The 23,612-nt window shown below is 64.8% G+C and carries 20 protein-coding genes and 1 CRISPR repeat array; of the genes, 10 read left to right on the top strand and 10 right to left on the bottom strand.

Translation table 11 applies throughout. The features are described 5' to 3' along the window. Window position 1: 1 nt before the first annotated feature. A complete protein-coding gene (gene csb2, locus DFR31_RS09065; RefSeq protein ID WP_121442363.1) occupies window positions 2–1,534 on the top strand; it encodes a type I-G CRISPR-associated protein Csb2 in 1,533 nt (510 codons plus the stop codon). 253 nt (window positions 1,535–1,787) lie between these two features. Next, a CRISPR array of direct repeats spans window positions 1,788–4,176; the repeat unit is 36 nt; unit sequence GCTTCAATGAGGCCACGGCATTTCAGCCGTGGAATC. Window positions 4,177–4,423: 247 nt separating this feature from the next. On the opposite strand, the gene cas2 is transcribed toward csb2, so the two are convergent. The 3 genes from cas2 to parE all read right to left on the bottom strand — a co-directional run bounded on the left by cas2 (window position 4,424) and on the right by parE (window position 8,659). Beyond that, window positions 4,424–4,714 carry a CRISPR-associated endonuclease Cas2 gene (gene cas2, locus DFR31_RS09060; RefSeq protein WP_121442362.1) on the bottom strand — a complete coding sequence of 97 codons (291 nt, stop codon included), beginning with the start codon at window positions 4,712–4,714 and terminating at the stop codon, window positions 4,424–4,426. 15 nt (window positions 4,715–4,729) lie between these two features. Next, on the bottom strand, window positions 4,730–6,481 hold the full coding sequence (cas4g/cas1g, locus tag DFR31_RS09055; RefSeq protein WP_245971139.1) for a CRISPR-associated endonuclease Cas4g/Cas1g: 1,752 nt from the start codon (window positions 6,479–6,481) through the stop codon (window positions 4,730–4,732). A 285-nt stretch (window positions 6,482–6,766) separates the two neighbouring features. Beyond that, window positions 6,767–8,659, bottom strand: a complete 1,893-nt coding sequence (gene parE, locus DFR31_RS09050; protein ID WP_121442361.1) for a DNA topoisomerase IV subunit B — start codon at window positions 8,657–8,659, stop codon at window positions 6,767–6,769. 174 nt (window positions 8,660–8,833) lie between these two features. Here parE and DFR31_RS09045 point away from each other — a divergent pair, with 174 nt between their 5' ends. The 4 genes from DFR31_RS09045 (at window position 8,834) to DFR31_RS09030 (ending at window position 12,379) form a co-directional block, all read left to right on the top strand. Then, window positions 8,834–9,097: an exodeoxyribonuclease VII small subunit gene (locus DFR31_RS09045; protein ID WP_121442360.1), complete on the top strand. Its 264-nt coding sequence runs from the start codon at window positions 8,834–8,836 to the stop codon at window positions 9,095–9,097. Further along, complete coding sequence (gene ispA / locus DFR31_RS09040; RefSeq protein WP_121442359.1) at window positions 9,057–9,977, top strand: (2E,6E)-farnesyl diphosphate synthase; 921 nt, start codon at window positions 9,057–9,059, stop codon at window positions 9,975–9,977. The genes DFR31_RS09045 and ispA overlap by 41 nt, the downstream gene beginning before the upstream one ends. A 69-nt stretch (window positions 9,978–10,046) precedes the next feature. After that, a complete protein-coding gene (gene folE2, locus DFR31_RS09035; RefSeq protein WP_121442358.1) occupies window positions 10,047–10,868 on the top strand; it encodes a GTP cyclohydrolase FolE2 in 822 nt (273 codons plus the stop codon). Window positions 10,869–10,969: 101 nt separating this feature from the next. After that, window positions 10,970–12,379 carry a TolC family outer membrane protein gene (locus DFR31_RS09030; RefSeq protein WP_170153648.1) on the top strand — a complete coding sequence of 470 codons (1,410 nt, stop codon included), beginning with the start codon at window positions 10,970–10,972 and terminating at the stop codon, window positions 12,377–12,379. 28 nt (window positions 12,380–12,407) lie between these two features. Here DFR31_RS09030 and ttcA read toward each other — a convergent pair whose 3' ends face one another. Beyond that, window positions 12,408–13,298, bottom strand: a complete 891-nt coding sequence (gene ttcA, locus DFR31_RS09025; protein ID WP_121442356.1) for a tRNA 2-thiocytidine(32) synthetase TtcA — start codon at window positions 13,296–13,298, stop codon at window positions 12,408–12,410. Between the two features lie 189 nt (window positions 13,299–13,487). Here ttcA and typA point away from each other — a divergent pair, with 189 nt between their 5' ends. From typA to DFR31_RS09000, 5 genes are all read left to right on the top strand, one after another. Next, a complete protein-coding gene (gene typA / locus DFR31_RS09020) occupies window positions 13,488–15,296 on the top strand; it encodes a translational GTPase TypA (protein WP_121442355.1) in 1,809 nt (602 codons plus the stop codon). Between the two features lie 170 nt (window positions 15,297–15,466). Beyond that, the gene (locus DFR31_RS09015; RefSeq protein WP_121442354.1) at window positions 15,467–15,772 is read left to right on the top strand and encodes a DUF1244 domain-containing protein; all 306 of its coding nucleotides are present in this window, start codon (window positions 15,467–15,469) and stop codon (window positions 15,770–15,772) included. A gap of 25 nt (window positions 15,773–15,797) precedes the next feature. Then, on the top strand, window positions 15,798–16,274 hold the full coding sequence (locus DFR31_RS09010) for a Fur family transcriptional regulator (RefSeq protein ID WP_121442353.1): 477 nt from the start codon (window positions 15,798–15,800) through the stop codon (window positions 16,272–16,274). Beyond that, a complete protein-coding gene (locus tag DFR31_RS09005) occupies window positions 16,271–17,434 on the top strand; it encodes a cation diffusion facilitator family transporter (protein WP_121442352.1) in 1,164 nt (387 codons plus the stop codon). Before DFR31_RS09010 ends, DFR31_RS09005 begins: the two co-directional genes overlap by 4 nt. Window positions 17,435–17,437: 3 nt before the next feature. Then, entirely contained in the window at window positions 17,438–18,136 is a 699-nt protein-coding gene (locus DFR31_RS09000) for a DedA family protein (RefSeq protein ID WP_121442351.1), read from the top strand. A 2-nt stretch (window positions 18,137–18,138) separates the two neighbouring features. Here DFR31_RS09000 and DFR31_RS08995 read toward each other — a convergent pair whose 3' ends face one another. The 6 genes from DFR31_RS08995 to rpsA form a co-directional block, all read right to left on the bottom strand. Continuing rightward, window positions 18,139–19,128, bottom strand: a complete 990-nt coding sequence (locus DFR31_RS08995; RefSeq protein WP_121442350.1) for a serine/threonine protein kinase — start codon at window positions 19,126–19,128, stop codon at window positions 18,139–18,141. Next, entirely contained in the window at window positions 19,128–19,838 is a 711-nt protein-coding gene (gene pyrF / locus DFR31_RS08990) for an orotidine-5'-phosphate decarboxylase (protein WP_121442518.1), read from the bottom strand. The genes DFR31_RS08995 and pyrF overlap by 1 nt, the downstream gene beginning before the upstream one ends. 3 nt (window positions 19,839–19,841) lie before the next feature. Next, window positions 19,842–21,014, bottom strand: a complete 1,173-nt coding sequence (gene lapB, locus DFR31_RS08985; RefSeq protein ID WP_121442349.1) for a lipopolysaccharide assembly protein LapB — start codon at window positions 21,012–21,014, stop codon at window positions 19,842–19,844. Window positions 21,015–21,023: 9 nt separating this feature from the next. After that, window positions 21,024–21,317 carry a LapA family protein gene (locus tag DFR31_RS08980; RefSeq protein WP_121442348.1) on the bottom strand — a complete coding sequence of 98 codons (294 nt, stop codon included), beginning with the start codon at window positions 21,315–21,317 and terminating at the stop codon, window positions 21,024–21,026. Between the two features lie 35 nt (window positions 21,318–21,352). Next, a complete protein-coding gene (locus DFR31_RS08975; protein ID WP_121442347.1) occupies window positions 21,353–21,655 on the bottom strand; it encodes an integration host factor subunit beta in 303 nt (100 codons plus the stop codon). 128 nt (window positions 21,656–21,783) lie between these two features. Then, the gene (gene rpsA / locus DFR31_RS08970) at window positions 21,784–23,469 is read right to left on the bottom strand and encodes a 30S ribosomal protein S1 (RefSeq protein WP_121442346.1); all 1,686 of its coding nucleotides are present in this window, start codon (window positions 23,467–23,469) and stop codon (window positions 21,784–21,786) included. Between the last annotated feature and the right edge of the window lie 143 nt (window positions 23,470–23,612).

Genomic DNA, 23,612 nt, shown 5'->3' with positions numbered 1-23,612 from the left:
CATGGTTGCCATTGCCTTTCGCTTCCCGGCTGGGCGTTATCACGCTACCCCTTGGGGGCGCCACGTCAACGAGGCCGAGGTGGAGTGGCCGCCGTCACCTTGGCGCATCCTGCGTGCCCTGTTAGCGACCTTCCACCGCAAGGGTTGGGAAGAGCGCTATCCAGTGGAGCAACTAGACGCTCTCATCGAGGCGCTGTCCCATAAGCTACCCACCTACCGGTTGCCGCCCGCCATTCGCGCCCATAGCCGCCACTATATGCCTCAGGGTCGCCTTAAGGGTGGCCGAGAGGACACCTCACTGATCTTCGACGCCTTCGCCCGTCTCAGTCCGGAGGCCGAGCTGATTGTGGATTGGTCGGTGTCACTCACCGACGAGCAGCGCAGCCTGCTTGACGGGCTGCTTGGCGACCTCGGCTTTTTGGGCCGTGCGGAGAGCTGGGTGGAGGCACGGCTGCTCGACGCCCCGAATGAAACACCCAACTGCCGACCTTCGGCGCTGGCAGTGGACCCCGAGACTGGCGAGGCGTTGGAACCGGTACGCTTGCTCGCGCCGATTTCGCCTGCCGAGTACGGCCCCTGGCGGTCTGAGGTGGTCACCGCCCATGGCCTCAACGCCCAGCGACTTAAGAAGCCGCAGCAACGGATCCTGGACTCCCTGCCGGAAACGCTGGCCGGCGCGTTGCGGGTGGACACCGGCGACCTCCAGCAGGCAGGCTGGAGCCTGCCCCCTGGTGCACAATACGTTACCTACCAGCGACCTTACGCCACCTTCGCGCCGACCCCCGCTGCGCGGCGCCAGCGCCAACGCCGGACAGCAGCCACCACCGCCCGTCTGGCGCTGGCCGGCAAACCACTCCCTCGTCTGGTCGACGCCATCCGAATCAGCGAGATCAGCCGTCTGGCTGCCATCAAGAAAGCGGAACAAGTTAACGCTGGCCACATTCCCCCCGTTCTCTCCGGCCACAACCTTCCCGCGAACAACCGCCATGGCCACGCCTTCTACCTGCCAGAGGACGCTGACGGGGACGGCCACATCGACCATATCCTGGTCCATGCCCCTGCCGGTCTTTCTGCAGAGGCCATCCGGGCTCTGGACCGTATTACTCGGCTTTGGGACCGGGATGGTGGCGACTGGCAGGTGCTGTTCGAGGGTGCTGGGACGGTGGCCGGTGTTTCCGATTCTATATACCTGGGCAGAGGGCATGTTTGGCACTCGGTAACCCCTTACCTTCATCCATGGCACGCCAAGAAGCGCTTCGGCATTGCGGAACAGCTCGCCCGTGAATGCCGCGAGCGAGGCCTGCCTGAACCGGAGGACGTATCCGTGGTGCCCCGTGTGAACGTCGGCGGAATGAAGTATCGCCCTGTGCACTTTCACCGCTTCCGGTCCACCCGCAAGCGACTGCCCCAGCCCGATACCCGTGGGCATTTCCTGCAGATCACTTTTCCGAGCACGGTGGAAGGACCATTGGCATTGGGATTTGGCTGTCATTACGGGCTAGGGATATTCCGGGCCACCGAAGATCAGACGTAACAGCACACACGTGCACGCCCAGCTGCAACTGGCACTCGGGATGGTGATACTGCCTCACCCATCACCTCACAGCCCTGATATATACTATTTTAAAGTTGCGAAGATGTCGGTGGGCCGCACCCCGTAACCGGCGTCGGGCCATCGGGCCGGTGCGACGGCTTACGATGAACCCCATCCCCGAACCTTCACCGAGCCAAGGCATTTCGGCCGTGGAACCGTTCAGCACGGCCTGTTCGTAGTCAGGCAGAGTGGGGCTTCAATGAGGCCACGGCATTTCAGCCGTGGAATCCTGGAAGCGCTGATCCACCGGATCGTCCAGCAGCTCGCTTCAATGAGGCCACGGCATTTCAGCCGTGGAATCTCTAATGGCACGGGTGCGACTCAACGAGGCGCGTCTGCGGCTTCAATGAGGCCACGGCATTTCAGCCGTGGAATCGTCCATCGGATCGAAGTAGACCGCGCCCGGGTGAAGGCTTCAATGAGGCCACGGCATTTCAGCCGTGGAATCGCGAATCGCTAGGCGTATCGGACAACGTGATTTATGCTTCAATGAGGCCACGGCATTTCAGCCGTGGAATCTGGGCGTCGGGGTCGATGATGACCAGGTCAGACTCAGTGGCTTCAATGAGGCCACGGCATTTCAGCCGTGGAATCCTCATTAGAGTACGACATTCCGTTTAAAGAATTTAGGCTTCAATGAGGCCACGGCATTTCAGCCGTGGAATCAGTACAAGCGGATCGGCACCAAGTCCCACCGATCCGGCGTCTCGCTTCAATGAGGCCACGGCATTTCAGCCGTGGAATCCGGCCGGCGATAATCACTACTTTGTCGCCTCCAACACTGCTTCAATGAGGCCACGGCATTTCAGCCGTGGAATCCGAGGGGATGGACATGGGGACGTTGGAGACTGTGGCGCTTCAATGAGGCCACGGCATTTCAGCCGTGGAATCACCGTGGACGTGAACAGCATTGTCGCGTTCGAGGGGCCCGCTTCAATGAGGCCACGGCATTTCAGCCGTGGAATCGCTACGCTTGCCGTAAATATATGGCCCGGCCGCGACGCTTCAATGAGGCCACGGCATTTCAGCCGTGGAATCAAGCCGAGGAGGAGGCGGTGGGTGAAACGCCCGCGAAGCTTCAATGAGGCCACGGCATTTCAGCCGTGGAATCGCCCGTGGCGGTAGATGCCCAGCGGGTGCGCCTCCAGGGCTTCAATGAGGCCACGGCATTTCAGCCGTGGAATCGATAACCCCAATTGGGTAGTGGCAGAGGGCGTCATCGCTTCAATGAGGCCACGGCATTTCAGCCGTGGAATCTGCCCGGGGCTGGCCGAGGAACTGCCACGTAGGTGTAGTGCTTCAATGAGGCCACGGCATTTCAGCCGTGGAATCCCGGTGAGTCGGTCCCGCTCGATGAGCAGGGGGAGCGCTTCAATGAGGCCACGGCATTTCAGCCGTGGAATCGCTGTTTAGTTGAAATGTCTCGATACAGGCGACAAAACGCTTCAATGAGGCCACGGCATTTCAGCCGTGGAATCCACCGGGACGGGTTACCACTCCACTCCACCCAGCCATGCTTCAATGAGGCCACGGCATTTCAGCCGTGGAATCAACCCGAGAACAAGAGCCAAAAGGAAGAGAGCGTAACGCTTCAATGAGGCCACGGCATTTCAGCCGTGGAATCAGGCATACGTTGTTTCTTACCGCACGGTTGCGTGGGAGGCTTCAATGAGGCCACGGCATTTCAGCCGTGGAATCGACCAGGCGGTGGCCGACGCCAAGCTCGCCGCCAACGCTTCAATGAGGCCACGGCATTTCAGCCGTGGAATCCCTGGCACCGTGCCCGCTTGTCCCCCCCCTATATATCGCTTCAATGAGGCCACGGCATTTCAGCCGTGGAATCGTTCAGTCGCGACCAAGTGCGAGAACTGATTGAGCAGATGCTTCAATGAGGCCACGGCATTTCAGCCGTGGAATCACTGAAGGAGAGCGCAGAGTGCTGGAGAACATGCAGCAGCTTCAATGAGGCCACGGCATTTCAGCCGTGGAATCTAGTCCCGGTACTCCCTCCAGGACCCGAATGCCCATGGCTTCAATGAGGCCACGGCATTTCAGCCGTGGAATCATAATCGCCCGGTAGGGTATCGCCACCCCCCTCTGGCGCTTCAATGAGGCCACGGCATTTCAGCCGTGGAATCGTTTTGATTATGGCGACTAAGCTGTACGACTTGGCCGTGCTTCAATGAGGCCACGGCATTTCAGCCGTGGAATCCAGCGGGCGATGATGTGCGTCAACGCCGCGTAGGCCGTGCTTCAATGAGGCCACGGCATTTCAGCCGTGGAATCCACCATGATACAAACACCCTGGACCGTCCGCCCGGAGGCTTCAATGAGGCCACGGCATTTCAGCCGTGGAATCGCAGTTCCGACAGGCGCGAGAAGACCATGACCATGGTCTTGCTTCAATGAGGCCACGGCATTTCAGCCGTGGAATCCAGGCGGCGACGTGGACAAGGGCAAGGCGATCACCACCGCTTCAATGAGGCCACGGCATTTCAGCCGTGGAATCTGCAACGGGAGCAGATCGGCGCCTGGAAGGAGCGGCAGCTTCAATGAGGCCACGGCATTTCAGCCGTGGAATCAGCGCCCCTCGCGCTGGCTGTGTGGCAACGCTCTTGGAGCCTCAGTGCGAGGGGTTCGCTCGTTTACTGCGAAGGCGTTAGGGCCAATGCCGGCCAACCCTCGACCGGACAGGAAAAACTCCCATATTTTTAATGATCTACGCCAATTCGAGCGCTCCCCGGCGTGACGTCCATAACCGAACCGCTCGCTCGTCCCGGGCAGCACAGCCTTGGCGACAACAGGCAACTTCAGATCCATGGACAGCGCTCAGACAATAACCGGTTCGCGGGCTACGGGCTCGTAATCCTTGCCCAGACTCGTAACCTTGGGGCTGATCTTGTCCGCCAAGCCGACTTCCATGGTCACCACGTGATCATGCTCGTGGTGAATAATGCCGTCAAGGAGGGCCACCAGCTCTGCATGACGCTGCCGAGATAACCGGCACTGAAAGACCGATAACTGTAGCCACTCCCCATACCCCTTCATGAGCTTGAAAACCCGACGCCACCGCTTGGGGCAGGAAATGTCGTACGCCACAATGTAAAGGTGTTCACTCATCGCGCGGCCCTCCCATCATCGGGTCATGAAGTTCGGGTAATCGGGTATCTCGCCCAAGAGAAAGCGGCCCAGCAAGCGCGCCTGTAACTCCAATAGCCGCCGATAGCTAATCCGGTAGCCGAACAAGGGATGGGTGATCTCCTGCGAGAGCCTACGTTCATAGACGGCGATGAACCGCTTCCGGCCATCCGGGGTCAGGTTTATGGCACTGCCTGCCTTCAAGAAATCAGTGGGTCGGACTTCTCCATTATTGATTGCGGTCAACACCGCTGAATCGGCAATTAGGGGCCGAAAGGGCTCCATCATGTCCAGAGCCAAGGCTGGTCGGCCGTATCGGGGTTGGTGGTAAAAACCCCGATAGGGGTCGAAGCCCACCGCCGTCAGGGTTACGCTCCAGGTCCTGGTCAAAAGGCTGTAGGCATACGACAACAACGCATTGACCGGATCGGTGGGCGGGCGGCGGTTCCGGCCACTGAACTCGAATCGGAACGTATCCCCCTCATCCTTTCGCCTTATCAGCCGGTTGAAATGGCCGAAGTAGGCCGAGGCAGCGGCACCCTCGACGCCAAGGAGGCTATCCAACCCGGACACACGTGTAGCCTGATCCGCCAAACGGCGCATATCCTTCAGAACCGGTTTGGGGTCTTCTTCGTCTACCCTCCAGTTGCGACGCATCAGGGTGCGAGCATTGAGTATCTTGGCGCGTACCAATCCACGGGCCACGCGTAAACAGACCTGTTCATCGAAGCTGCCCTGATACTGGGCCGTTCGCAATTCTACATTCTTGTGGCCCGTGCCCACGGTATGGCCCAGAAACCAGCCACCATAGGAATGCCAGGTCACGGGGATCTCCCGTCGCAGCAGTTCGTGCAAGGTGGGCGTGGTGAGGTAGACGTTGCCCATCAGAACCACCTGCGAGGTCTCCACCAACCGCGCGACCGCAGCAGGCTGGTCATCCACTTTCACTTCGAGGGTCTCGCCCCGCTTTGAAACCTTTGCCTTGTTCGCTTGTACATAGAGCGGCAGGGCTTCTTCTCTGGCCACCGCAATGGGGCGCAACTGCCCCAGCCCCCGTTTCAAGAAATTGACTTCATCAGGCAGGCAGAGGGTGACCAGGGAACAACGGCTGCACTTCGGGCTGTCCTCCAGCGGAGGGGGAATACGCCCGGAATCGGCCAGTAGCCGCAACCCGCTGAGGGATGACCGGGTCAAAGACACCAGTTCCTCATCGAACACCACGTTGACCCGCTCGCGGGAGCCCGCGAAGTAGAGCATCCCCTGGTCGCAGGTGTAACCGTGTTCTGTCAGCAACATGCCTTGGGCGCAGACCTGCACCCGCTCTGGATCGTAGGCTCCCTTTGCCACATGGGGCCGCCGACCCCGTTTGTAGTCCACCGGAACAACCGTTCCCCCTTCCGCCTCCACCAGATCCATTTTGGCGATCAGCCCGAGGGAGTTGGAGGATAAGGTCACCGAGCGGGCATGCAGTTTTTCTTCCTTGTCCAGAGCATCGGCCTCGGGCAGGGGCTTGCCTTTACGCTGGTCCACCCGGCGGTGCACATGCCGACCCTGAACGGTGTCGGCGGACTCCGCCCATTCGCCCTGCACCCATTCCAGGTACGCGAGGCGAGGACAATAGACAAACTCGTTCAGCATGCGCGCCGGCAACAGGGGCTGGTCACCGGAAAGTTCCGGGAAGGGTAAGGGCAGCTCCTGTTGGGCAGGGTGTGGGGTGTCCAATTCACACTCCTTGGCCGGAATGTTCACGACCGCTTTCTTCCCCTTATGCTTTTAAAGGTAGCAGGTGCGCCCATTCGTGCCTTTACCTACCCACCCTGATGTCCCGGACCTGAACTCAGCACCCCAACCCCGACCTGTGGACACACTCACTGGAAAGAATGCGGGATTGTCCCAATATCCACAATTACTGCCATTTCATCGCCCGGATGTTACTCATCCCGGACATTGCAACTTAAAATGGCGTTCAGCCATTCAAATTCAACAGCTCATAATGACCGTGGTTAGGCAGAGCAGGATGGGGAACCTGCTCATTCAAACCATCGGCTCCGCCATATTCCCCTTCTCCTCCAGCCACCGCCGCCGCTGCGAGGCGTTCCGCTTGCCAAGCAGCTGCGCCATCAGCGCTTCGGTGGCCTCGTCGTCGTCCACCATCAATTGCACCAGCCGGCGGGTATCGGGGGCCATGGTGGTTTCGCGCAGCTGCAGCGGGTTCATCTCACCCAGGCCCTTGAAGCGGGTGACGGCCACCTTGCCCTTCAGCTTCTCGGCAGCGATACGGTCCAGGATGCCCTGCCTTTCGTGCTCATCCAGGGCGTAGAGGGTTTGCTTGCCCACGTCGACGCGGTAGAGCGGTGGCATGGCCACGAACACGTGGCCGGCCCGGACCACGGCGGGGAAGTGCTTGAGGAACAGCGCGCACAGCAGGGTGGCGATGTGGGCGCCGTCGGGGTCGGCATCGGCCAGGATGCAGATCTTGCCGTAGCGCAGGCCAGACAGGTTCTCGGAGCCGGGGTCTGCCCCCAGGGCCACGGCGATGTCGTGCACCTCCTGTGAGGCCATCACCTCCTCGGGCGCCACCTCCCAGGTGTTGAGGATCTTGCCGCGGAGGGGCATGACCGCCTGGAACTCCCGGTCCCGCGCCTGCTTGGCGGAGCCTCCGGCGGAATCCCCCTCCACCAGGAAGAGCTCGGTGCGGCCCGGGTCCTGGGCGGTGCAGTCCGCCAGCTTGCCCGGCAGGGCCGGCCCCTGGGTGACGCGCTTGCGGGCCACCTTGCGCGAGGCCCGCATCCGCCGCTGGGCGGCGGAGATGGTCAGCTGAACGATGGCCTCGGCGTCCTCCACGTGCTGGTTCAGCCAGAGACTGAAGGCATCCTTGACCACGCCGGAGACGAAGGTGGCGCACTCGCGGGAGGAGAGCCGCTCCTTGGTCTGGCCGGAGAACTGCGGGTCCTCCAGCTTCACGGACAGCACGTAGCTGACCCGCTCCCAGACATCCTCGGGGGTAATGCGCACGCCACGCGGCAGTAGGTTGCGGAACTCGCAGAACTCGCGGATCGCTTCCGTGAGCCCGGAGCGCAACCCGTTGACGTGGGTCCCCCCCTGCGCCGTCGGAATAAGGTTGACGTAACTCTCGGTGACGGCCTCACCGCCCTCCGGCAGCCAGGTCACTGCCCATTCGGCGGCCTCGTGCTCGGAGGTCATCCGGCCGACGAAGGGGTCGGTGGGCAGGGTCGGCCACTCCTCGAGGGCACCGCACAGGTAGTCCTTGAGGCCGTCCTCATAGCACCAGACGGTCTCCTCTTCCGAGGCCTCATCGTAGAAGCGCACCACTAGCCCCGGACAGAGCACCGCCTTGGCCCGCAGCACATGGCGCATGCGCGGCACCGAGAACTTTGGCGAGTCGAAGTACTTGGCGTCCGGCCAGAACCGCAGCGTGGTGCCGGTGTCCTTCTTGGCCACCTTGCCCACCTCGGTCAGGTCCGAGGTCTTGTCCCCGTGGGCGAAGCTCATCATGTACTCGACGCCGCCACGACGGACCCGCACCTCGAGCCTTCGGGAGAGCGCATTGACCACCGAGACACCGACCCCGTGGAGGCCACCGGAATACTGGTAGTTCTTGCCGGAGAACTTGCCGCCCGCGTGCAGGGTGCCGAGAATCACCTCCACCCCGGGGCGCCCCTGCCCGGGGTGCACATCCACCGGCATGCCCCGGCCGTCGTCCCGCACCTGCAGGCTGCCGTCCCGGAACAGCGTCACGTCCACGCGGGTGGCGTGGCCGGCCATAACCTCGTCGACACTGTTGTCGATGACCTCCTGGGCCAGGTGGTTGGGACGGGTGGTATCGGTGTACATGCCGGGGCGCTTGCGCACCGGCTCCAGCCCGGTCAGGACCTCGATATCCGCGGCGTCGTAACGGTTGCTCATGGACGGGGCGTTGCCTCCTGTTAAACGACAAGCGTGCTGGAGTGTAACGCCACCACCGGGCCGGCGCGAATAGCATCGCGTTGACCGCGCGGGGACCGCCGGGTTAGCTTTAGCCGTCTCAACGGCCGCGATGGCGCGGCGCTACACCGCTTCGCAAGCCCTGCAGGAAGCCCCATGGATACCCCCTCTGGTTCATCTGATACCGAATCCTTCGATTTCGAGGCTGCGCTCAAGGAGTTGGAAGGCCTGGTCGAGCGCATGGAGCGCGGCGAGCTCTCGCTGGAGGAGTCCCTGCGCCAGTTTGAACGCGGCGTGGAGTTGACCCGCGCCTGCCAGAAGGCTTTGCAGGACGCAGAGCAGAAAGTGGAAACCCTTATCGGCCAAGGGGCGGACGCCCATGAGCAAGCCTTCGAAGACCCCGAACATCGCGGCGCTTGAGCGGGTCGCCCCCACTTGGCGCGCGCGGGTGGAACAGGCGCTCGACTACTGGCTGCCCGAACCAGAGACTCACCCCGCCCGCCTGCACCAGGCAATGCGCTACTCAGCTCTGGCGGGCGGCAAGCGGATGCGCCCCATCATGGTGTTTGCCACCGGGCAGGCGGTGGGTGCAGAGCTGTCGCAGTTGGAGGGGCCGGCCTGTGCCGTGGAGTGCATCCACGCCTACTCGCTCATCCACGACGACCTGCCGGCCATGGATGACGACGACCTGCGCCGCGGTCAGCCCACCTGCCACAAGGCCTTCGACGAGGCCACCGCCATCCTGGCCGGTGATGCCCTGCAGACCCTTGCCTTCCACATACTGGCCCACGACCGCACCGGCACCCAGAACTGCCGGGCCCGGCTGCGGATGATCGAGGCCCTGTCGCTGGCATCCGGCTCCCGCGGAATGGTGGGCGGGCAGGCCATCGACCTCGCCGCCACCGGCCGGCAGCTGGACATCGCCCAGCTGGAGGACATGCACATCCACAAGACCGGCGCGCTGATCCGCGCGAGCGTGCAGTTGGGCGCACTGGCGGCGGGCCCGGTGGACGAGGAGTTATTGCAGCAACTGGACCACTACGGCAAGTGCGTCGGCCTGGCCTTCCAGATCCGCGACGACATCCTGGACGTGGAGGGCAACACCGAGGCCCTGGGCAAATCCCAGGGCTCCGACCAGCGCCAGGACAAGGCCACCTACCCGGCGCTGATTGGCATGGCCGAGGCCCGCGAGACCGCCGATCGGCTGATCGAGGATGCGCTGGAGTCGCTCTCCGCACTTGATCAGCGCGCCGATGTACTGCGCGGCATCGCCGAGTACTGCATTGGCCGCGACCATTGAAATCGCGATATACTATCGTTCGCATCTATCAACCGACGCGGATAGTCAAGAATCCGAGGACGTAACATCATGCCCGAGGCAGAAAAGCTCGCCACCTGCTCCATTGAGGATGTGCAGGCCCGTCAGGACAGCCGCCGCATCCCGATCAACAAGGTGGGCATTAAAGATGTCCGCCACCCGGTCCGGGTGGGCGTCAGGGACGGCGAGGAGCAGCATACGGTTGCAACCTTCAACATGTATGTGAACCTGCCTCAGCACTTCAAGGGCACGCACATGTCCCGCTTCGTGCAGATCCTCGAGGGGCACGACACCGAGATCACGGTGCAGTCCTTCCGCGAAATGCTGCACGAGGTGGCCGAGCGGCTCGAGGCGGAGTCCGGCCACATCGAGATGGACTTTCCGCTGTTCGTGCGCAAGTCCGCGCCGGTCACCGGCGTACAGAGCCTGATGGACTACCAGGTGACCTTCATCGGCGAGATCCACGAAGGCGAGCCGGAACTGGGCATCCGCGTGGTGGTCCCGGTCACCAGCCTCTGTCCCTGCTCCAAGGATATATCCCGCTACGGGGCCCACAACCAGCGCTCGCACATCACGGTCACCGCCCGCACCCGCGACCTGCTGTGGGTGGAGGACCTGATCGACCTGGTCGAGGAAGAGGCCTCCTGCGAGTTGTACGCGCTGCTCAAGCGCCCGGACGAGAAGTACGTCACCGAGCGGGCCTACGAGAACCCCAAGTTTGTCGAGGACCTGGTGCGCGACGTGGCCATCCGCTTGAATGACGAAGACCGGGTCTTGGCCTACAACGTCACCGCCGAGAACTTCGAGTCCATTCACAACCATTCTGCCTTCGCCGAGATCGAGCACGACAAGACCGGCGAGCCCCGACGCTGACCCCGCGACAGCCTTCCCTGGCGCCACCGCCCGGGCAATAACGGGCGGCTGTGGTTACAATGGGCCAAACAGCAGCCCCGGCGAAAGGGATAGAGCGTCCATTGAGAAACCTGCTGATCGCGGCCCTGCTGGCTACCGTGCCGGTGGCCCACGCCACCGAGCACGACGCCAGCCTGGTCGACATCTACCAGAATGCCCTGGAGTACAACGCCCGCTTTGCCGCAGAGCAAGACCGCCTGCGCGCGAGCCGCGAGGCCCTGCCCCAGGCGCGCTCGGCGTTCCTGCCCCAGGTGGGTATCGAGGCCCAGTGGGGTTACACCGATGAGCGGACCCGCCTGGACCTCGGGCTGGATGACACCGACATACCGGGTATCGGCCCCGCCTCCGGAATCACCGACGAGATCGGCATCTCCGACCGCTTCGATAGCGGCTACGAAACCCGCCAGGGGGCGGTGCAGGTGGTCCAGCCCCTCTACCGGCGGGAGAACTTCGCTCGCCTGGAGCAGGCCCGCAGCCAGGTCTCCGCAGCGGAGCTGGGGCTGGACCTGGCGCATCAGAACCTGATCCTGCAGGTAGCCGAGGCCTACTTCCAACTCCAATTGGCCAATGAGACCGTGCGCCTGGTGGAAGCCGAACTGGAGGCCGTGGAGGCGCAGCTGGCGCGGGCGCGCAGCAACCTGGAGGCGGGCATCGGTAGCCGCACCGACGTGGACGAGGCACGCTCCCGCCGCGACCAGGTCCGCGCCGAGCGGGTCAGTGCCCACAACGACCGGGACCTGGCCCGCGAGCAGTTGCAGCAGCTGGCAGGCCCGCTGCCTGGCCCTCTGGCCCCAATCAACCCCGAGTTCCGCCCCTCACCGCTGGACCCGCCGCAGCCGGACCACTGGGCGGGGCTGGCCGAGCGCTACAACCTCACGGTGCAGGTAGCCCAGCGCGACCTGGAAATCGCCCGCCAGGAGATTCAGTTCAGCCGCGCAGCCCATCAGCCCCAGGTGGACCTGGTGGGCCGGTACAGCCGCAGCTGGCAGGACGAGGGGCCGTTGGGCGTCGGTGACCGGCTGGACGTGGAAGGCGCCAGCGTCCGCGTGCAGCTCTCCATGCCACTTTATACCGGTGGCCGCACCCGCTCACGGGTGCGGCAGAGCGAGGCGGAGCGGGATGCCGCCCGGCAGGAGTTGACCGAGATCCGCCGCGGGGCCCGGCTGCAGGCGCAGGAGGCCAGCCGCAACCTGAATAGCGGGCGCGAGCGCATCATGGCCCTGGAACAGGCCCTGCGCTCCGCACGCAGCACCGAAGAGGCCGTGGCGGAGGGCCTGGAGGCCGGCATGCGCACCACCGCCGACCTGCTGCAGGCCAAGCAGCGTCATTACGCCGTGGCGCGCAACCTGACCGCCGCCCGCTACGCTTACCTGCTCAGCTACCTGGAACTGCAGGCGGCGGTGGGCCTGGCCATGGACGCCAGCACCGTCAACGAGGTGGACGATTTTCTGCTGGGCGCCCGCGAGCCCTAACCCACCGCCCCTCTGGTGATCGTGGGAGCTATGGGCCGGAGTCGGCGGTACGGACCTCGTTCACCGGCACGTCCACCGCCGGGAAACCCTCGCCGCCCCCGTGGGGCGTCTCCAGCGCCGAGACGGGGTCTTCACCCGGCTGCACGCTGCCCACCAGGTTCACGAAATCGTGCAGATTCTTGTCCGCCAGGTGCGAGGGCTGCACGTTCTGCAGGGCGCTGAAGATATTCGCCAGCCGCCGCGGCTCGATCTCGCCCCACTCCTTGAGCATCGCCTTGATCATCTGACGCTTCAGGTCCGGCTGCGAACCGCACAGGGTGCAGGGGATAATCGGGAAGGCCATGCGCTCGGCGTACCGCTCCAGGTAGGGCTCCGGCACGTAGGCCAGGGGCCGGGTCACCACGTGCTTGCCGCTGTTGGAGCGCAGTTTCGGCGGCATGGCCGCCAGGCGGCCGCCGTAAAAGAGGTTCAGAAAGAAGGTCTCAAGGATGTCATCCCGGTGGTGGCCCAGGGCAATCTTGCTGCAGCCCATCTCCTCGGCCGCCCCGTAGAGGAGCCCCCGACGCAGTCGGGAACAGAGGGAGCACTTGGTCTTGCCCTCGGGGATCACCCGCTCCACGGTCGAATAGGTGTCCGCCTCCAGAATGCGATAGGGCACGCCCACCGATTCCAGGTACTCGGGTAACACGTGCTCCGGGAAACCCGGCTGCTTCTGGTCCAGGTTCACCGCCACCAGTTCGAAGCGCACCGGCGCCCGCTTTTGCAACCGCAGCAGGGTATCGAGCAGCGCATAGGAGTCCTTGCCCCCGGACAGGCAGACCATGATCCGGTCGCCCTCCTCAATCATCCGGTAATCACGGATGGCGGTACCGGTCAGATGACCGAGACGCTTCTGCAGGGTTTTCAGACCCATGCCCATGACGAGACCTCGCAAGATTGGAATACGGCGCGGCGGTTGCCCCCGTTCGACGGGTGCGGGGCGCGGGCGGTGCCCCTCCCGGCGCCCGAAAACCGCACATAGTAACAAAGACCGGCAATAAACCCTCGACACCGGGCGCCAACTACCCGATGATAGCGCCCCCAAATCAGCAACGACCCCACGGACTCCATGACCGAACGCCTTCGCAACATCGCCATCATCGCCCACGTTGACCACGGCAAGACCACCCTCGTCGACAAGCTCCTGCAACAATCCGGCACGCTGGACGGCCGCGGCGACGCGGTTGAACGGATCATGGATTCCAACGACCTGGAGAAGGAACGGGGCATCACCATCCTCTCCAAGAACACCGCCATCCAGTGGAACGACTGGCGCATCAACATCGTGGACACCCCCGGCCACGCCGACTTCGGTGGCGAGGTGGAGCGCGTGCTCTCCATGGTGGACTCAGTGCTGCTGCTGGTGGACGCCGTCGACGGCCCCATGCCCCAGACCCGCTTCGTCACCCAGAAGGCGCTGGAGCGCGGCTTGCAGCCCATCGTGGTGGTCAACAAGATCGACCGCCCCGGCGCCCGTCCCGACTGGGTGGTGGACCAGACCTTCGACCTGTTCGACCGGCTGGGCGCCAGCGACGACCAGCTCGACTTCCCCATCGTCTACGCCTCTGCCCTGCAGGGCTACGCCAGCGAGGACAGCACCGCCAGCGACGGTGACATGACCCCGCTGTTCCAGACCATCACCGAGTACGTCCCGGCCCCCGACGTGGACGCCGACGGCCCCTTCCAGATGCAGGTGAGTTCTCTGGACTACAACAGCTACGTGGGCGTGATCGGCATCGGCCGGATCACCCGGGGCAAGGTAAAGACCAACACGCCGGTTCGTATCATTAGCCGTAATGGCGAAGAGCGGAACGGCCGCATCCTGCAGGTACTCGGCTTCCACGGGCTGGAGCGGGTCGAGGTGGAAGAGGCGCGGGCCGGTGACATCATCGCCTTCACCGGCTGCGAGGGGCTCAACATCTCCGACACCCTCACCGATCCGGCGGCACCCGAAGCGTTGCCCCCGCTGACCGTGGACGAGCCCACCGTCAGCATGACCTTCCAGGTGAACACCTCGCCCTTTGCCGGCCGCGAGGGCAAGTACGTCACCTCCCGCCAGATCCGCGAGCGGCTGGAGCGCGAGCTGATCCACAACGTGGCCCTGCGGGTCGACCCGACCGACGACCCGGACCGCTTCCGCGTTTCCGGTCGGGGCGAACTGCACCTGTCCGTGCTGATCGAAAACATGCGTCGCGAGGGCTACGAGCTGGGTGTCAGCCGGCCCGAGGTCATCGTGCGCGAGATCGACGGCGTCAAGCAGGAGCCCTGGGAGCAGCTCACCGTGGACGTGGAGGAGCAGCACCAGGGCGGCGTCATGGAGAAGCTGGGCGAGCGCGGCGGCGAGCTGCAGGACATGGTGCCCGACGGCAAGGGCCGCGTCCGGCTGGACTTCATCATCCCGGCCCGTGGGCTGATCGGCTTCCGCACCGAGTTCATGACCGCCACCTCCGGCACGGGGTTGATGTATCACGTCTTCGACCACTACGGCCCGGTAAAACAGGGCGACTTCGGCAGCCGCCACAACGGCGTCATGGTCAGCATGGCCCAGGGCAAGGCGCTGGCTTACGCCCTGTTCAACCTGCAGGACCGGGGCAAGCTCTTCCTTGGCCACGGGGTCGAGGTCTACGAGGGCATGATCGTGGGCATCCACGCCCGCGACAACGACCTGGTGGTGAACCCGCTGAAGGCCAAGCAGCTCACCAACGTCCGGGCGGCCGGCTCCGATGAGAACCTCATCCTCACCCCGCCCATCGACCTGACCCTGGAGCAGGCGCTGGAGTTCATCAACGATGACGAGCTGGTGGAGGTCACCCCGGAGAACATCCGCCTGCGCAAGAAACTCCTGAAGGAGCACGAGCGCAAGCGCGCCGCCCGCTGACCACCATCGGGGTCCCGGTCACCCCCGACCGGGACCCGCCGTACCGCCCCCCTAGCCCCCGAACCCGCCCAGCCCCTCCCGCCCGGCACACGGTCCGCTGCTCAGTGGTAAGATGTACGGATACGCATGGTATTTCCCAAACAACACTCAGGTTGCCAGCACACAAGACTATGGACGAGAAAACCCGTACCGAGTTGGAGGCCGCTGCCTTCCGCGCCCTGGTCGAGCACCTGCGCGAGCGCACCGATGTGCAGAACATCGAGCTCATGAACCTGGCCGGGTTCTGCCGCAACTGCCTGTCCAAGTGGTACTTGGCTGCCGCCGAGGAGCGCGGGCTCGACATGGACTACGACCAGGCGCGCGAGATCGTCTACGGCATGCCCTACGACCAATGGAAGGCCCGCTATCAGCGCGAGGCCACGCCCGCGGAGAAGGCGGCCTTCGCCCGGACCGAGGCCGGAGGCGGGCAAGGCTGATCGCCCAAGGCGACGGGGAACCGGCATGACCAGCGACAAGGGCAGCCAGAACAGCGCGGACAGCCAGCGCCGACAGGAGCGGCTGCGGCACAGCGGGTTGCGTAATACCCGCCCGCGACGCCATGTGTTGCAAGTCCTCGCCGTGGCCGAGCAGCCCCTGAGCAGCCGGGAGATCCACAGCCGGATGGGCGCGGAGGCCTGCGACCTGGTGACGGTCTACCGCTGCCTGGCCGACTTTGAACGGGTGGGCCTGGTGCAGCGCCACGAGTTCGGTGACAGCAACGCGCGTTTCGAACTGAATGACCAGACCGGCCACCACCGGCACTACGTGGTCTGCCGCGTCTGCCACGGCAAGGAGCCGATGGATGTCTGCCCGCCCCATTGGCTGGAGGAAGAACTGCGCGCCCGCGGCTACAGCGACATCAGTCACAGCATGGAGTTCTTCGCGGTATGCCCCCACTGCCGTGACGATAGCCATCCGGGAGCGCCGCAACGGCAATGAGCGCTGAATCGCTGTTGAACGGGGACGACTACCAGGCCAAGCGCCGGGTGACGCTGGTCGGCTCCCTGGTCAATGTGCTGCTGGCGATCGGCAAGATCATCGCCGGTGTTATCGGGCACTCACAGGCCCTGATCGTGGACGGCGTCCACTCCCTCTCCGACCTGGTCAGCGACGCACTGGTACTCTGGGCTGCCCGCGTGGGCAGCTACGGCGCCGACCTGGATCACCCCTACGGCCACGCCCGCATCGAGACCGCCGCCACCGTCGGCGTCGGCGCCCTGTTGCTGCTGGTGGCGGGCGGCTTCACCTACGATGCCGCCATCCGCATGATGAACCCCGAGGACCTGCTCACCCCGGGCTGGATCGCACTGGCGGCCGCCGTCTTCTCGGTACTCGCCAAGGAGGGGCTCTACCATTACACCAAACGCGTCGCCCGCGTGGTCCGCTCCGACCTGATCCACGCCAACGCCTGGCACCACCGTTCCGATGCCCTGTCCTCGGTCGTCGTGATTATCGGTGTCGCCGGGGCCATGGCTGGCGTCCCGTGGCTCGACGCCCTGGCCGCGCTGGTGGTCGCGCTGATGATCGGGGCAGTCGGCTGGCGGCTGGCCTGGCACTCCGCCCGCGAGTTGGTGGATACCGGGCTGGACCCGGATGAGCTGGCCTACATAGGCCGAATCATCGACAGCGTAGACGGGGTCGAGGGGCACGACGATCTACGTACCCGCCGCATGGGTTCCGACACCCTGGTGGACGTGCATATCCGGGTCGCCCAGGACATCAGCGTCTCGGAAGGCCACCGCATCAGCGATGCCGTCCTCTACCGACTGTGCCGGGAGGTGGATCACGTGGCCGAGGTGCTGGTACACGTGGACCACGAAGGCCTCCCCGAGGCCCGGCGCAGCGCCAAGCTGCCGCTGCGCCGGCGGGCCGAGGCCGAGCTCCGCAGCGCTTGGGGGCAGCTGCTGGATGACTACCCCCACAACCGCGCGATCCTCCACTACCGCGATGGCCACCTGGACGTAGACCTGATCATCACGGGCCTCGATGATGCCCCACAGGCCGGTCGGCTGCCCGCCCTGCAACAACAGTTACAGGAGCGCGCGGAACATATCCCCTACGTGGGGCGCATCCGCCTGCTGGCCCACCTGGGTAGCTGACCGATGGACCTCGGGCCACTGGTCAAAGCCCTGGCGGACAGCCCGTTATGGCTGGCCGCCGGGCTGTTCGTCATCGTGATGCTGGAGTCGTTGCTGGTGATCGGCTACCTGATCCCCGCGGCGAGCATCGTCTTCGTGGTCGGTGCGTTGGCGGCATCCGACCCCCTATTGCTGCTCCCCGCCTTCGCCGGGGCGGCCTCCGGCGCCCTGGTGGGCGGGGCAGCGAACTATGCGCTCGGTTACCGGTTGCGTGACCGAACGCCCCGGCTCTGGCCCTTCAGCCACCACCCGGGGCTGCTGGAGCGCAACCAGGCCTTCCTCGCCCGCCATGGCGCGCTCAGCCTCATCGTCTGCCGCTTCGCCAAGCCAATGCGCTCTACCCTGCCCGCCGTGGCGGGCATGCTGGACATGGACCGGCGCCTGTTCTTCATCAGCAATCTGCTCTCCGCCCCCCTGTGGGCAGTGGTTTGGCTGGGGCTGGGGTTGGGCGCGGGCACGTCGCTAGAGGCCGCACTGGGCGAGGCGGGCCGAGCAGCGCTGCCGTTTCTGGCGGCCGCCGTGCTACTGGCGGGGCTCGGCTGGCTGTGGGGGCGGCGCCGCCTCCGCAAGGGCCTGCCCAGCGGCGCGCGGCATTGGCGGCTGGCGGTGATTGCCCTGGTCACGCTGGGCATGGTGGTCTCGGTCCTGGAACTGGTGGCCTGAGGTCAGACCATCAACGGCGGCTCCTCCATGGCCGCCACCTGCTCCCGCAGCGCCAACAAGTGCTCCTCCCAGTACCGATCGCTACCAAACCAGGGGAAGGCCTGCGGAAACGCCGGATCGTGCCAGCGCCGCGCCAGCCAGACGGCATAGCCCATAATCCGAAGGGTGCGCAGCGCCTCGATCAAGTGCAGCTCCCGCCGATCAAAGTCGCGGAATTGCTCATACCCCTCCAGCAGGTCGCAGAGCTGTTCCGTGCGCTCCGCACGCTCACCGGAGAGCAGCATCCAGAGGTCCTGCAGCGCCGGGCCGGTGAGACAGTCGTCCATGTCCACGAAATGCGGGCCCTCGCCGTCGCGCCAGAGAATGTTGCCGGCGTGGCAGTCACCGTGCAGCCGGATCGCGCGCCAGGCACCGGCATCGGCGAACCGGGCCTCCAACAGCATCAGCAGGTGGTCGGTCACGCCCCGGTAGGCCTCCTGGATGTGCACCGGTATCCACCCCGCCTGGAGCAACCAATCCCGATGGTCGCGGGCCACGCCGGTCTCCCGGATCGCCGGGCGGTGGTGGAAGTCGGCGGCCTCTCCGACGGTGTGGATGCGGGCAAGGAACTGCCCCAACCGAAGGCGCACCTCCGGGTTATCCAGAGCGGGTGCCCGGCCACCGCGGCGCTCGTAGACGGCCAGACGGAAGCCTTCGTGCCAATGCAACGTGCGACCGTTGATCCGCATCGGGGGCACCACCGGGATTTCGGCCGCGACCAGTTCCTCACACCAGGCGTGCTCCTCGAGGATGGCCTCGTCACTCCAGCGCTCCGGCCGGTAGAACTTCACGACCAACGGCGCGGCCTCCTCCAGGCCCACCTGGTAGACGCGGTTCTCGTAACTGTTCAGTGCCAGAAACCGCCCGTCCGGCAGGAAACCGAGGGCCTCGATGGCGTCCAGCACCTGGCCGGGCCCCAGGGCTGCGTAGGGGTGATCGACGGGCGCGGGCATCAGGATGCCGGCGGGTCGCCGCGCAGTTCCGCCTCCAGGCGGTGCAACGCGGCCATGGGATCGTCGGCCTGGGTGACCGGCCGCCCCACTACCAGGTGGGTCGCGCCACGGGCCAGCGCCTGCGCCGGCCCCAGCACCCGGGTCTGGTCCCCGCGGGCGGCCCATTGGGGCCGGATCCCCGGCGTGACCCGCAGGAACGCCCCTCCGCAGGTTTCCCGAACCAGACCCGCCTCCTGTGCCGAGCAGACCACGCCGTCCACCCGTGCGCCCTGGGCCAGGCCGGCCAGGCGCCGCACCGCCCCGTCCGCAGGGCCTGCCAGTCCGATCTCGTGAAGGGTCGCATCGCTGTGGCTGGTCAGCACCGTCACCGCCGTGAGCAGCGGGCGGTCATTGGAATCTCCCAAGGCCTCGCGTGCTGCCTGCATCATCTCGCTGCCGCCCAGCGCATGGACGTTGACCATCCACACACCCAGTCGCGCGGCCGAGCGACAGGCACCCGCCACGGTGTTGGGGATGTCATGAAATTTGAGATCGAGAAAAACGCGGTACCCTCGCCCGACAAGCTGCTCCACCAGCCGGGGCCCTTCGGCGACGAACAGCTCCTTGCCCACCTTCAGCGCGCAACGCGCCGGGCTCAGCCGGTCGGCCAATGCCAATGCCGGGCCCGCCTCCGGGTAATCCAGGGCAATGATCAACTTCGGGTCAGACACCAATCACTCTCCCTCTACCCCGCGCAGGGGGCGAATGCTGCCCCAGCTCTTGCAGCCGGGGCACTGCCAGAACAGCGTCCGGGCGGTGAACCCGCACTGGCCGCACAGGTATTGGGCCCGTACCGCCAGGAGGGCTGACAGCACGTGCTCGACCGCCTGTTCCAGCCGCTGGTCCTCCGAGGGCCGCTCGGCGCCCTCGGTAAGTTCCACCAGGCGGAGCAGCCCTCGCACCGAGGGCTGCGAGTGCAACTGCCCGGCCAGCCACTTCGCGGCCACGTCGGCCCCCGATTCGGCACAGAGCCAGTCGACCTTTGCCAAGACCACCGGCGCGGGCGCCTGGCTGGTGGCCAGCAGGCGGTCCAGGAAGGCCGGGTACCGCTCCAACTGGTTCAGGCTCGCCAAGGCCGCGTGGAGCCCCTCCAGGACTTCGCCGATAAACTCCGGCGCCTGCTGGGGTACCTGTTCGTACAGGCGCACCGCCTGTCTCGGGTTACCCATTTCCAGGTGCAGCGCCCCGGACTCGATGCTGGCACGCACGCAGCGCGGGTCATGCGTCAAGGCCCGCTTGTACAGGGCACGCGCGCGGCCGAGGTCGCCCTCGGCCCGCGCCTCCCTGGCCATCTCGCAATAGAAGTGCGCCACCTGCGGGTGCATGTTCTGCGACACGCTTTTCTCAAGGCGGAGTGCCGCACCGATCGCCTGGTCCCACTCCTTCTCCTGCTGGTAGATGGCCAGCAGCTGGCGCAGGGCCGGCTCCACGTGGTGGTTGAGTTCGATGACCTCCTCGAACAGGGTCTCCGCCCGGTCCAGCAGGCCTGCCCGCATGTAATCCTCACCCAGTTCCAGCAACGCGTAGGTCCGCTGCTGACGACTGAGGGCGGGACGGGCAATGAGGTTCTGGTGAATGCGGATGGCGCGATCCACCTCGCCGCGCCGTCGGAACAGACTGCCAAGGGCCAGGTGGGTCTCAACGGTGTCACTGTCCACCTCCACCATGCGGGTGAAGACTTCCAGCGCCTTGTCGCGCTCCTCGTTAAGGAGGTAATTGAGCCCCTGGAAATAGGCCTCGGGCAGTTGCCGGGAGTTGGTGCTCGAGCCACGGGTGGCGCTCCGACGTCCAGCGAACCACCCGGACATCGCCGCCACGGGCAGCAGCAGCCATAGCAACTCCAGCATGGGGTTTGCTCAGCGCCCTTCCTTCAGCGGCAGGCGACGCAGTTCGTTGAGCTCTTTCTGGGCGTCGTTGACCTGGCGCTTGAGCTTCCGGATCTCGCGCCGTTTGCGGAAGACCACCACCTGGCTAGCCAGCACACCCAGGATCGCCCCGAGGATAAGGGTGACGACAAGCACAAAGGAAAGGGGCAGATCGGCCTCGCCGAAGAAGAAGTCCACCACCACGTCGTCGGCGTTGAGGGTGGCAAAGCTGAGCCCCAGGGCGGCCACGATGAGAACAAAGACTATTATTATTGGCTTTCGCATGGTGTCTTACCCTACCCTGGCGTATTCGATGCCGTTCAGGACTGAATGGGGTTGTGCCGACCCTCGTTTACACGGTCGCGCAACTCCTTCCCTGGTTTGAAGTGTGGCACGTATTTGCCAGGCAGTGCCACCGGTTCGCCGGTTTTCGGGTTCCGGCCGATACGCGGGGGACGGTGATGGAGGGAAAAACTGCCAAAACCCCGGATCTCGATCCGCTCACCACCGGCCAGGGTTTCGCTCATCTGCTCGAGCAAGGTTTTTACGGCGAGTTCGACATCCTTGTGAGCCAGATGATGCTGTTTACTCGCAATGACTTCGATCAGTTCGGATTTGGTCATTGGCTGTCTGCCTGAATCCCGGGTACTGAAGCAAAAACGGCGGGACCCCGGTTACCAAGGCCCCACCGACGACAATGCAGCGCACGGGCGGCCGTGGTGGCCACCCGTCAACGTTGCGGGACGACCGATCAGCGGTCGTCGTTCTGCTCGCCCAGCTGCTCCTTGAGCAGGTCACCCAGGGCCGTGGTACCGGCGGGACCGGTGGGCCGGGCGTGATCCTGCACCAGGCGCTGCTCGTCAGCCTGGTCCTTGGCCTTGATGGAGAGGTTGGCCATGCGGTTGCGGCGGTCCACGCCCACGAACTTGGCCTCGATCTCCTCGCCCTCGTTCAGCACCGTGCGGGCGTCCTCGACGCGGTCGCGGGCAATGTCGGAAGCGCGGATGTAGCCTTCCATGTCGCCTTCGAGCAACACGGTGGCACCCTTGGCCTCCACGTCCTTGACCGTGCCCTTGACGATGGAGCCCTTGGGGTGGTCCGCCAGCCAGGAGCCGAAGGGATCCTGGGCCAGCTGCTTGATGCCCAGCGAGATGCGCTCACGCTCAGGGTCCACCGAGAGCACCACCGCCTCGACTTCCTCGCCCTTGCGGTAGTTGCGCACGGCTTCCTCGCCGGCCTCGCCCCAGGAGAGGTCGGACAGATGCACCAGGCCGTCGATGCCGCCGTCGAGGCCGACAAAGATACCGAAGTCGGTGATCGACTTGATCTGGCCGGCAACCCGATCGCCCTTCTGATGGGTGGCCGCAAACTCGTCCCACGGGTTGGGCAGGCACTGCTTCATGCCCAGCGAGATGCGACGACGCTCCTCGTCGATGTCGAGGATCATTACCTCGACCTCGTCGCCGATGGCGACCATCTTGGCGGGGTTGACGTTCTTGTTGGTCCAGTCCATCTCGGAGACGTGCACCAGACCCTCGACGCCCTCTTCGATCTCGACGAAGGCACCGTATTCGGTGATGTTGGTGACACGGCCCGGGACGCGGGCACCCTCGGGGTAACGACCACCGATGTTCTCCCACGGATCGGCGCCCAGCTGCTTCAGGCCCAGGGAGACACGGTTGCGCTCGCGGTCGAACTTGAGGACCTTGACCTCGATCTCCTGGCCGACCTCGACCACCTCGGAGGGGTTCTTGACCCGGCGCCAAGCCATGTCGGTGATGTGCAGCAGGCCGTCCATGCCGCCCAGGTCCACGAACGCCCCGTAGTCGGTGAGGTTCTTGACGATGCCGTTGAGCACCTGGCCTTCCTGGAGCTTCTCGAGCAGCTGCTCGCGCTCGGCGGAGTACTCTTCCTCGACCACGGCACGGCGGGAAACCACGACGTTGTTACGGCGCGGATCGAGCTTGATGACCTTGAATTCCAGGTCGCGCCCTTCCAGGTAGGTGGTGTCGCGCACCGGCCGGATATCCACCAGGGAGCCGGGCAGGAAGGCGCGGATGTGGCCCAGATCGACGGTGAAACCGCCCTTGACCTTGCCACTGATCTGGCCCTTGACGGCCTCGCCCTTGTCGTAGGCGTCTTCGAGGTAGCGCCAGGCGTACGCCCGCTTGGCCTTCTCGCGGGAGAGACGCGTCTCGCCGAAGCCGTCTTCCACGGCATCCAGGGAGACCTCAACCTCATCACCCTCATCTACTTCGAGGTTGCCTTCCTCGTCGTAGAACTGGGAGACGGGGATGACCGCCTCGGACTTCAGCCCGGCGTTGACCACCACGTGATCGCCGTCGATGGCCACGACCATGCCCTTGACGATTGCGCCGGGGCGCATATCGGTGTTGGCAAGGCTCTCCTCAAACAGTTCTGCAAAGCTTTCGGTCATTGCTCGATGTGTCCCGGACCGCGTACGGACCGTTCGGTTGTCTGAAAACCACGAAAGGCCTGGTCACCCGGCCCTGAACCGGTCTGGACCACGCCTTCCCCCTTAACGACCGCGATATCGGATTATCGCGATACTCCACTGCG

The sequence above is a fragment of the Alkalispirillum mobile genome (genome assembly GCF_003664325.1).
GTDB classification, from domain to species: Bacteria; Pseudomonadota; Gammaproteobacteria; order Nitrococcales; family Halorhodospiraceae; genus Alkalilimnicola; species Alkalilimnicola mobilis.
The sequence above is the reverse complement of the archived record's forward strand: the minus strand, read 5'-3'. Positions and strand labels throughout refer to the sequence as shown.

Coding starts and splice junctions, on each gene's coding strand:
- cas2 (WP_121442362.1), bottom strand. CDS start 4,714: ATGAGTGAACACCTTTACATTGTGGCGTACGACATTTCCTGCCCCAAG.
- DFR31_RS08980 (WP_121442348.1), bottom strand. CDS start 21,317: ATGCGAAAGCCAATAATAATAGTCTTTGTTCTCATCGTGGCCGCCCTG.
- lapB (WP_121442349.1), bottom strand. CDS start 21,014: ATGCTGGAGTTGCTATGGCTGCTGCTGCCCGTGGCGGCGATGTCCGGG.
- DFR31_RS08975 (WP_121442347.1), bottom strand. CDS start 21,655: ATGACCAAATCCGAACTGATCGAAGTCATTGCGAGTAAACAGCATCAT.
- DFR31_RS09005 (WP_121442352.1), top strand. CDS start 16,271: ATGAGCGCTGAATCGCTGTTGAACGGGGACGACTACCAGGCCAAGCGC.
- DFR31_RS09045 (WP_121442360.1), top strand. CDS start 8,834: ATGGATACCCCCTCTGGTTCATCTGATACCGAATCCTTCGATTTCGAG.
- DFR31_RS09015 (WP_121442354.1), top strand. CDS start 15,467: ATGGACGAGAAAACCCGTACCGAGTTGGAGGCCGCTGCCTTCCGCGCC.
- DFR31_RS08995 (WP_121442350.1), bottom strand. CDS start 19,128: ATGCCCGCGCCCGTCGATCACCCCTACGCAGCCCTGGGGCCCGGCCAG.
- DFR31_RS09000 (WP_121442351.1), top strand. CDS start 17,438: ATGGACCTCGGGCCACTGGTCAAAGCCCTGGCGGACAGCCCGTTATGG.
- ttcA (WP_121442356.1), bottom strand. CDS start 13,298: ATGGGCATGGGTCTGAAAACCCTGCAGAAGCGTCTCGGTCATCTGACC.
- DFR31_RS09010 (WP_121442353.1), top strand. CDS start 15,798: ATGACCAGCGACAAGGGCAGCCAGAACAGCGCGGACAGCCAGCGCCGA.
- parE (WP_121442361.1), bottom strand. CDS start 8,659: ATGAGCAACCGTTACGACGCCGCGGATATCGAGGTCCTGACCGGGCTG.
- typA (WP_121442355.1), top strand. CDS start 13,488: ATGACCGAACGCCTTCGCAACATCGCCATCATCGCCCACGTTGACCAC.
- ispA (WP_121442359.1), top strand. CDS start 9,057: ATGAGCAAGCCTTCGAAGACCCCGAACATCGCGGCGCTTGAGCGGGTC.
- folE2 (WP_121442358.1), top strand. CDS start 10,047: ATGCCCGAGGCAGAAAAGCTCGCCACCTGCTCCATTGAGGATGTGCAG.
- rpsA (WP_121442346.1), bottom strand. CDS start 23,469: ATGACCGAAAGCTTTGCAGAACTGTTTGAGGAGAGCCTTGCCAACACC.
- csb2 (WP_121442363.1), top strand. CDS start 2: ATGGTTGCCATTGCCTTTCGCTTCCCGGCTGGGCGTTATCACGCTACC.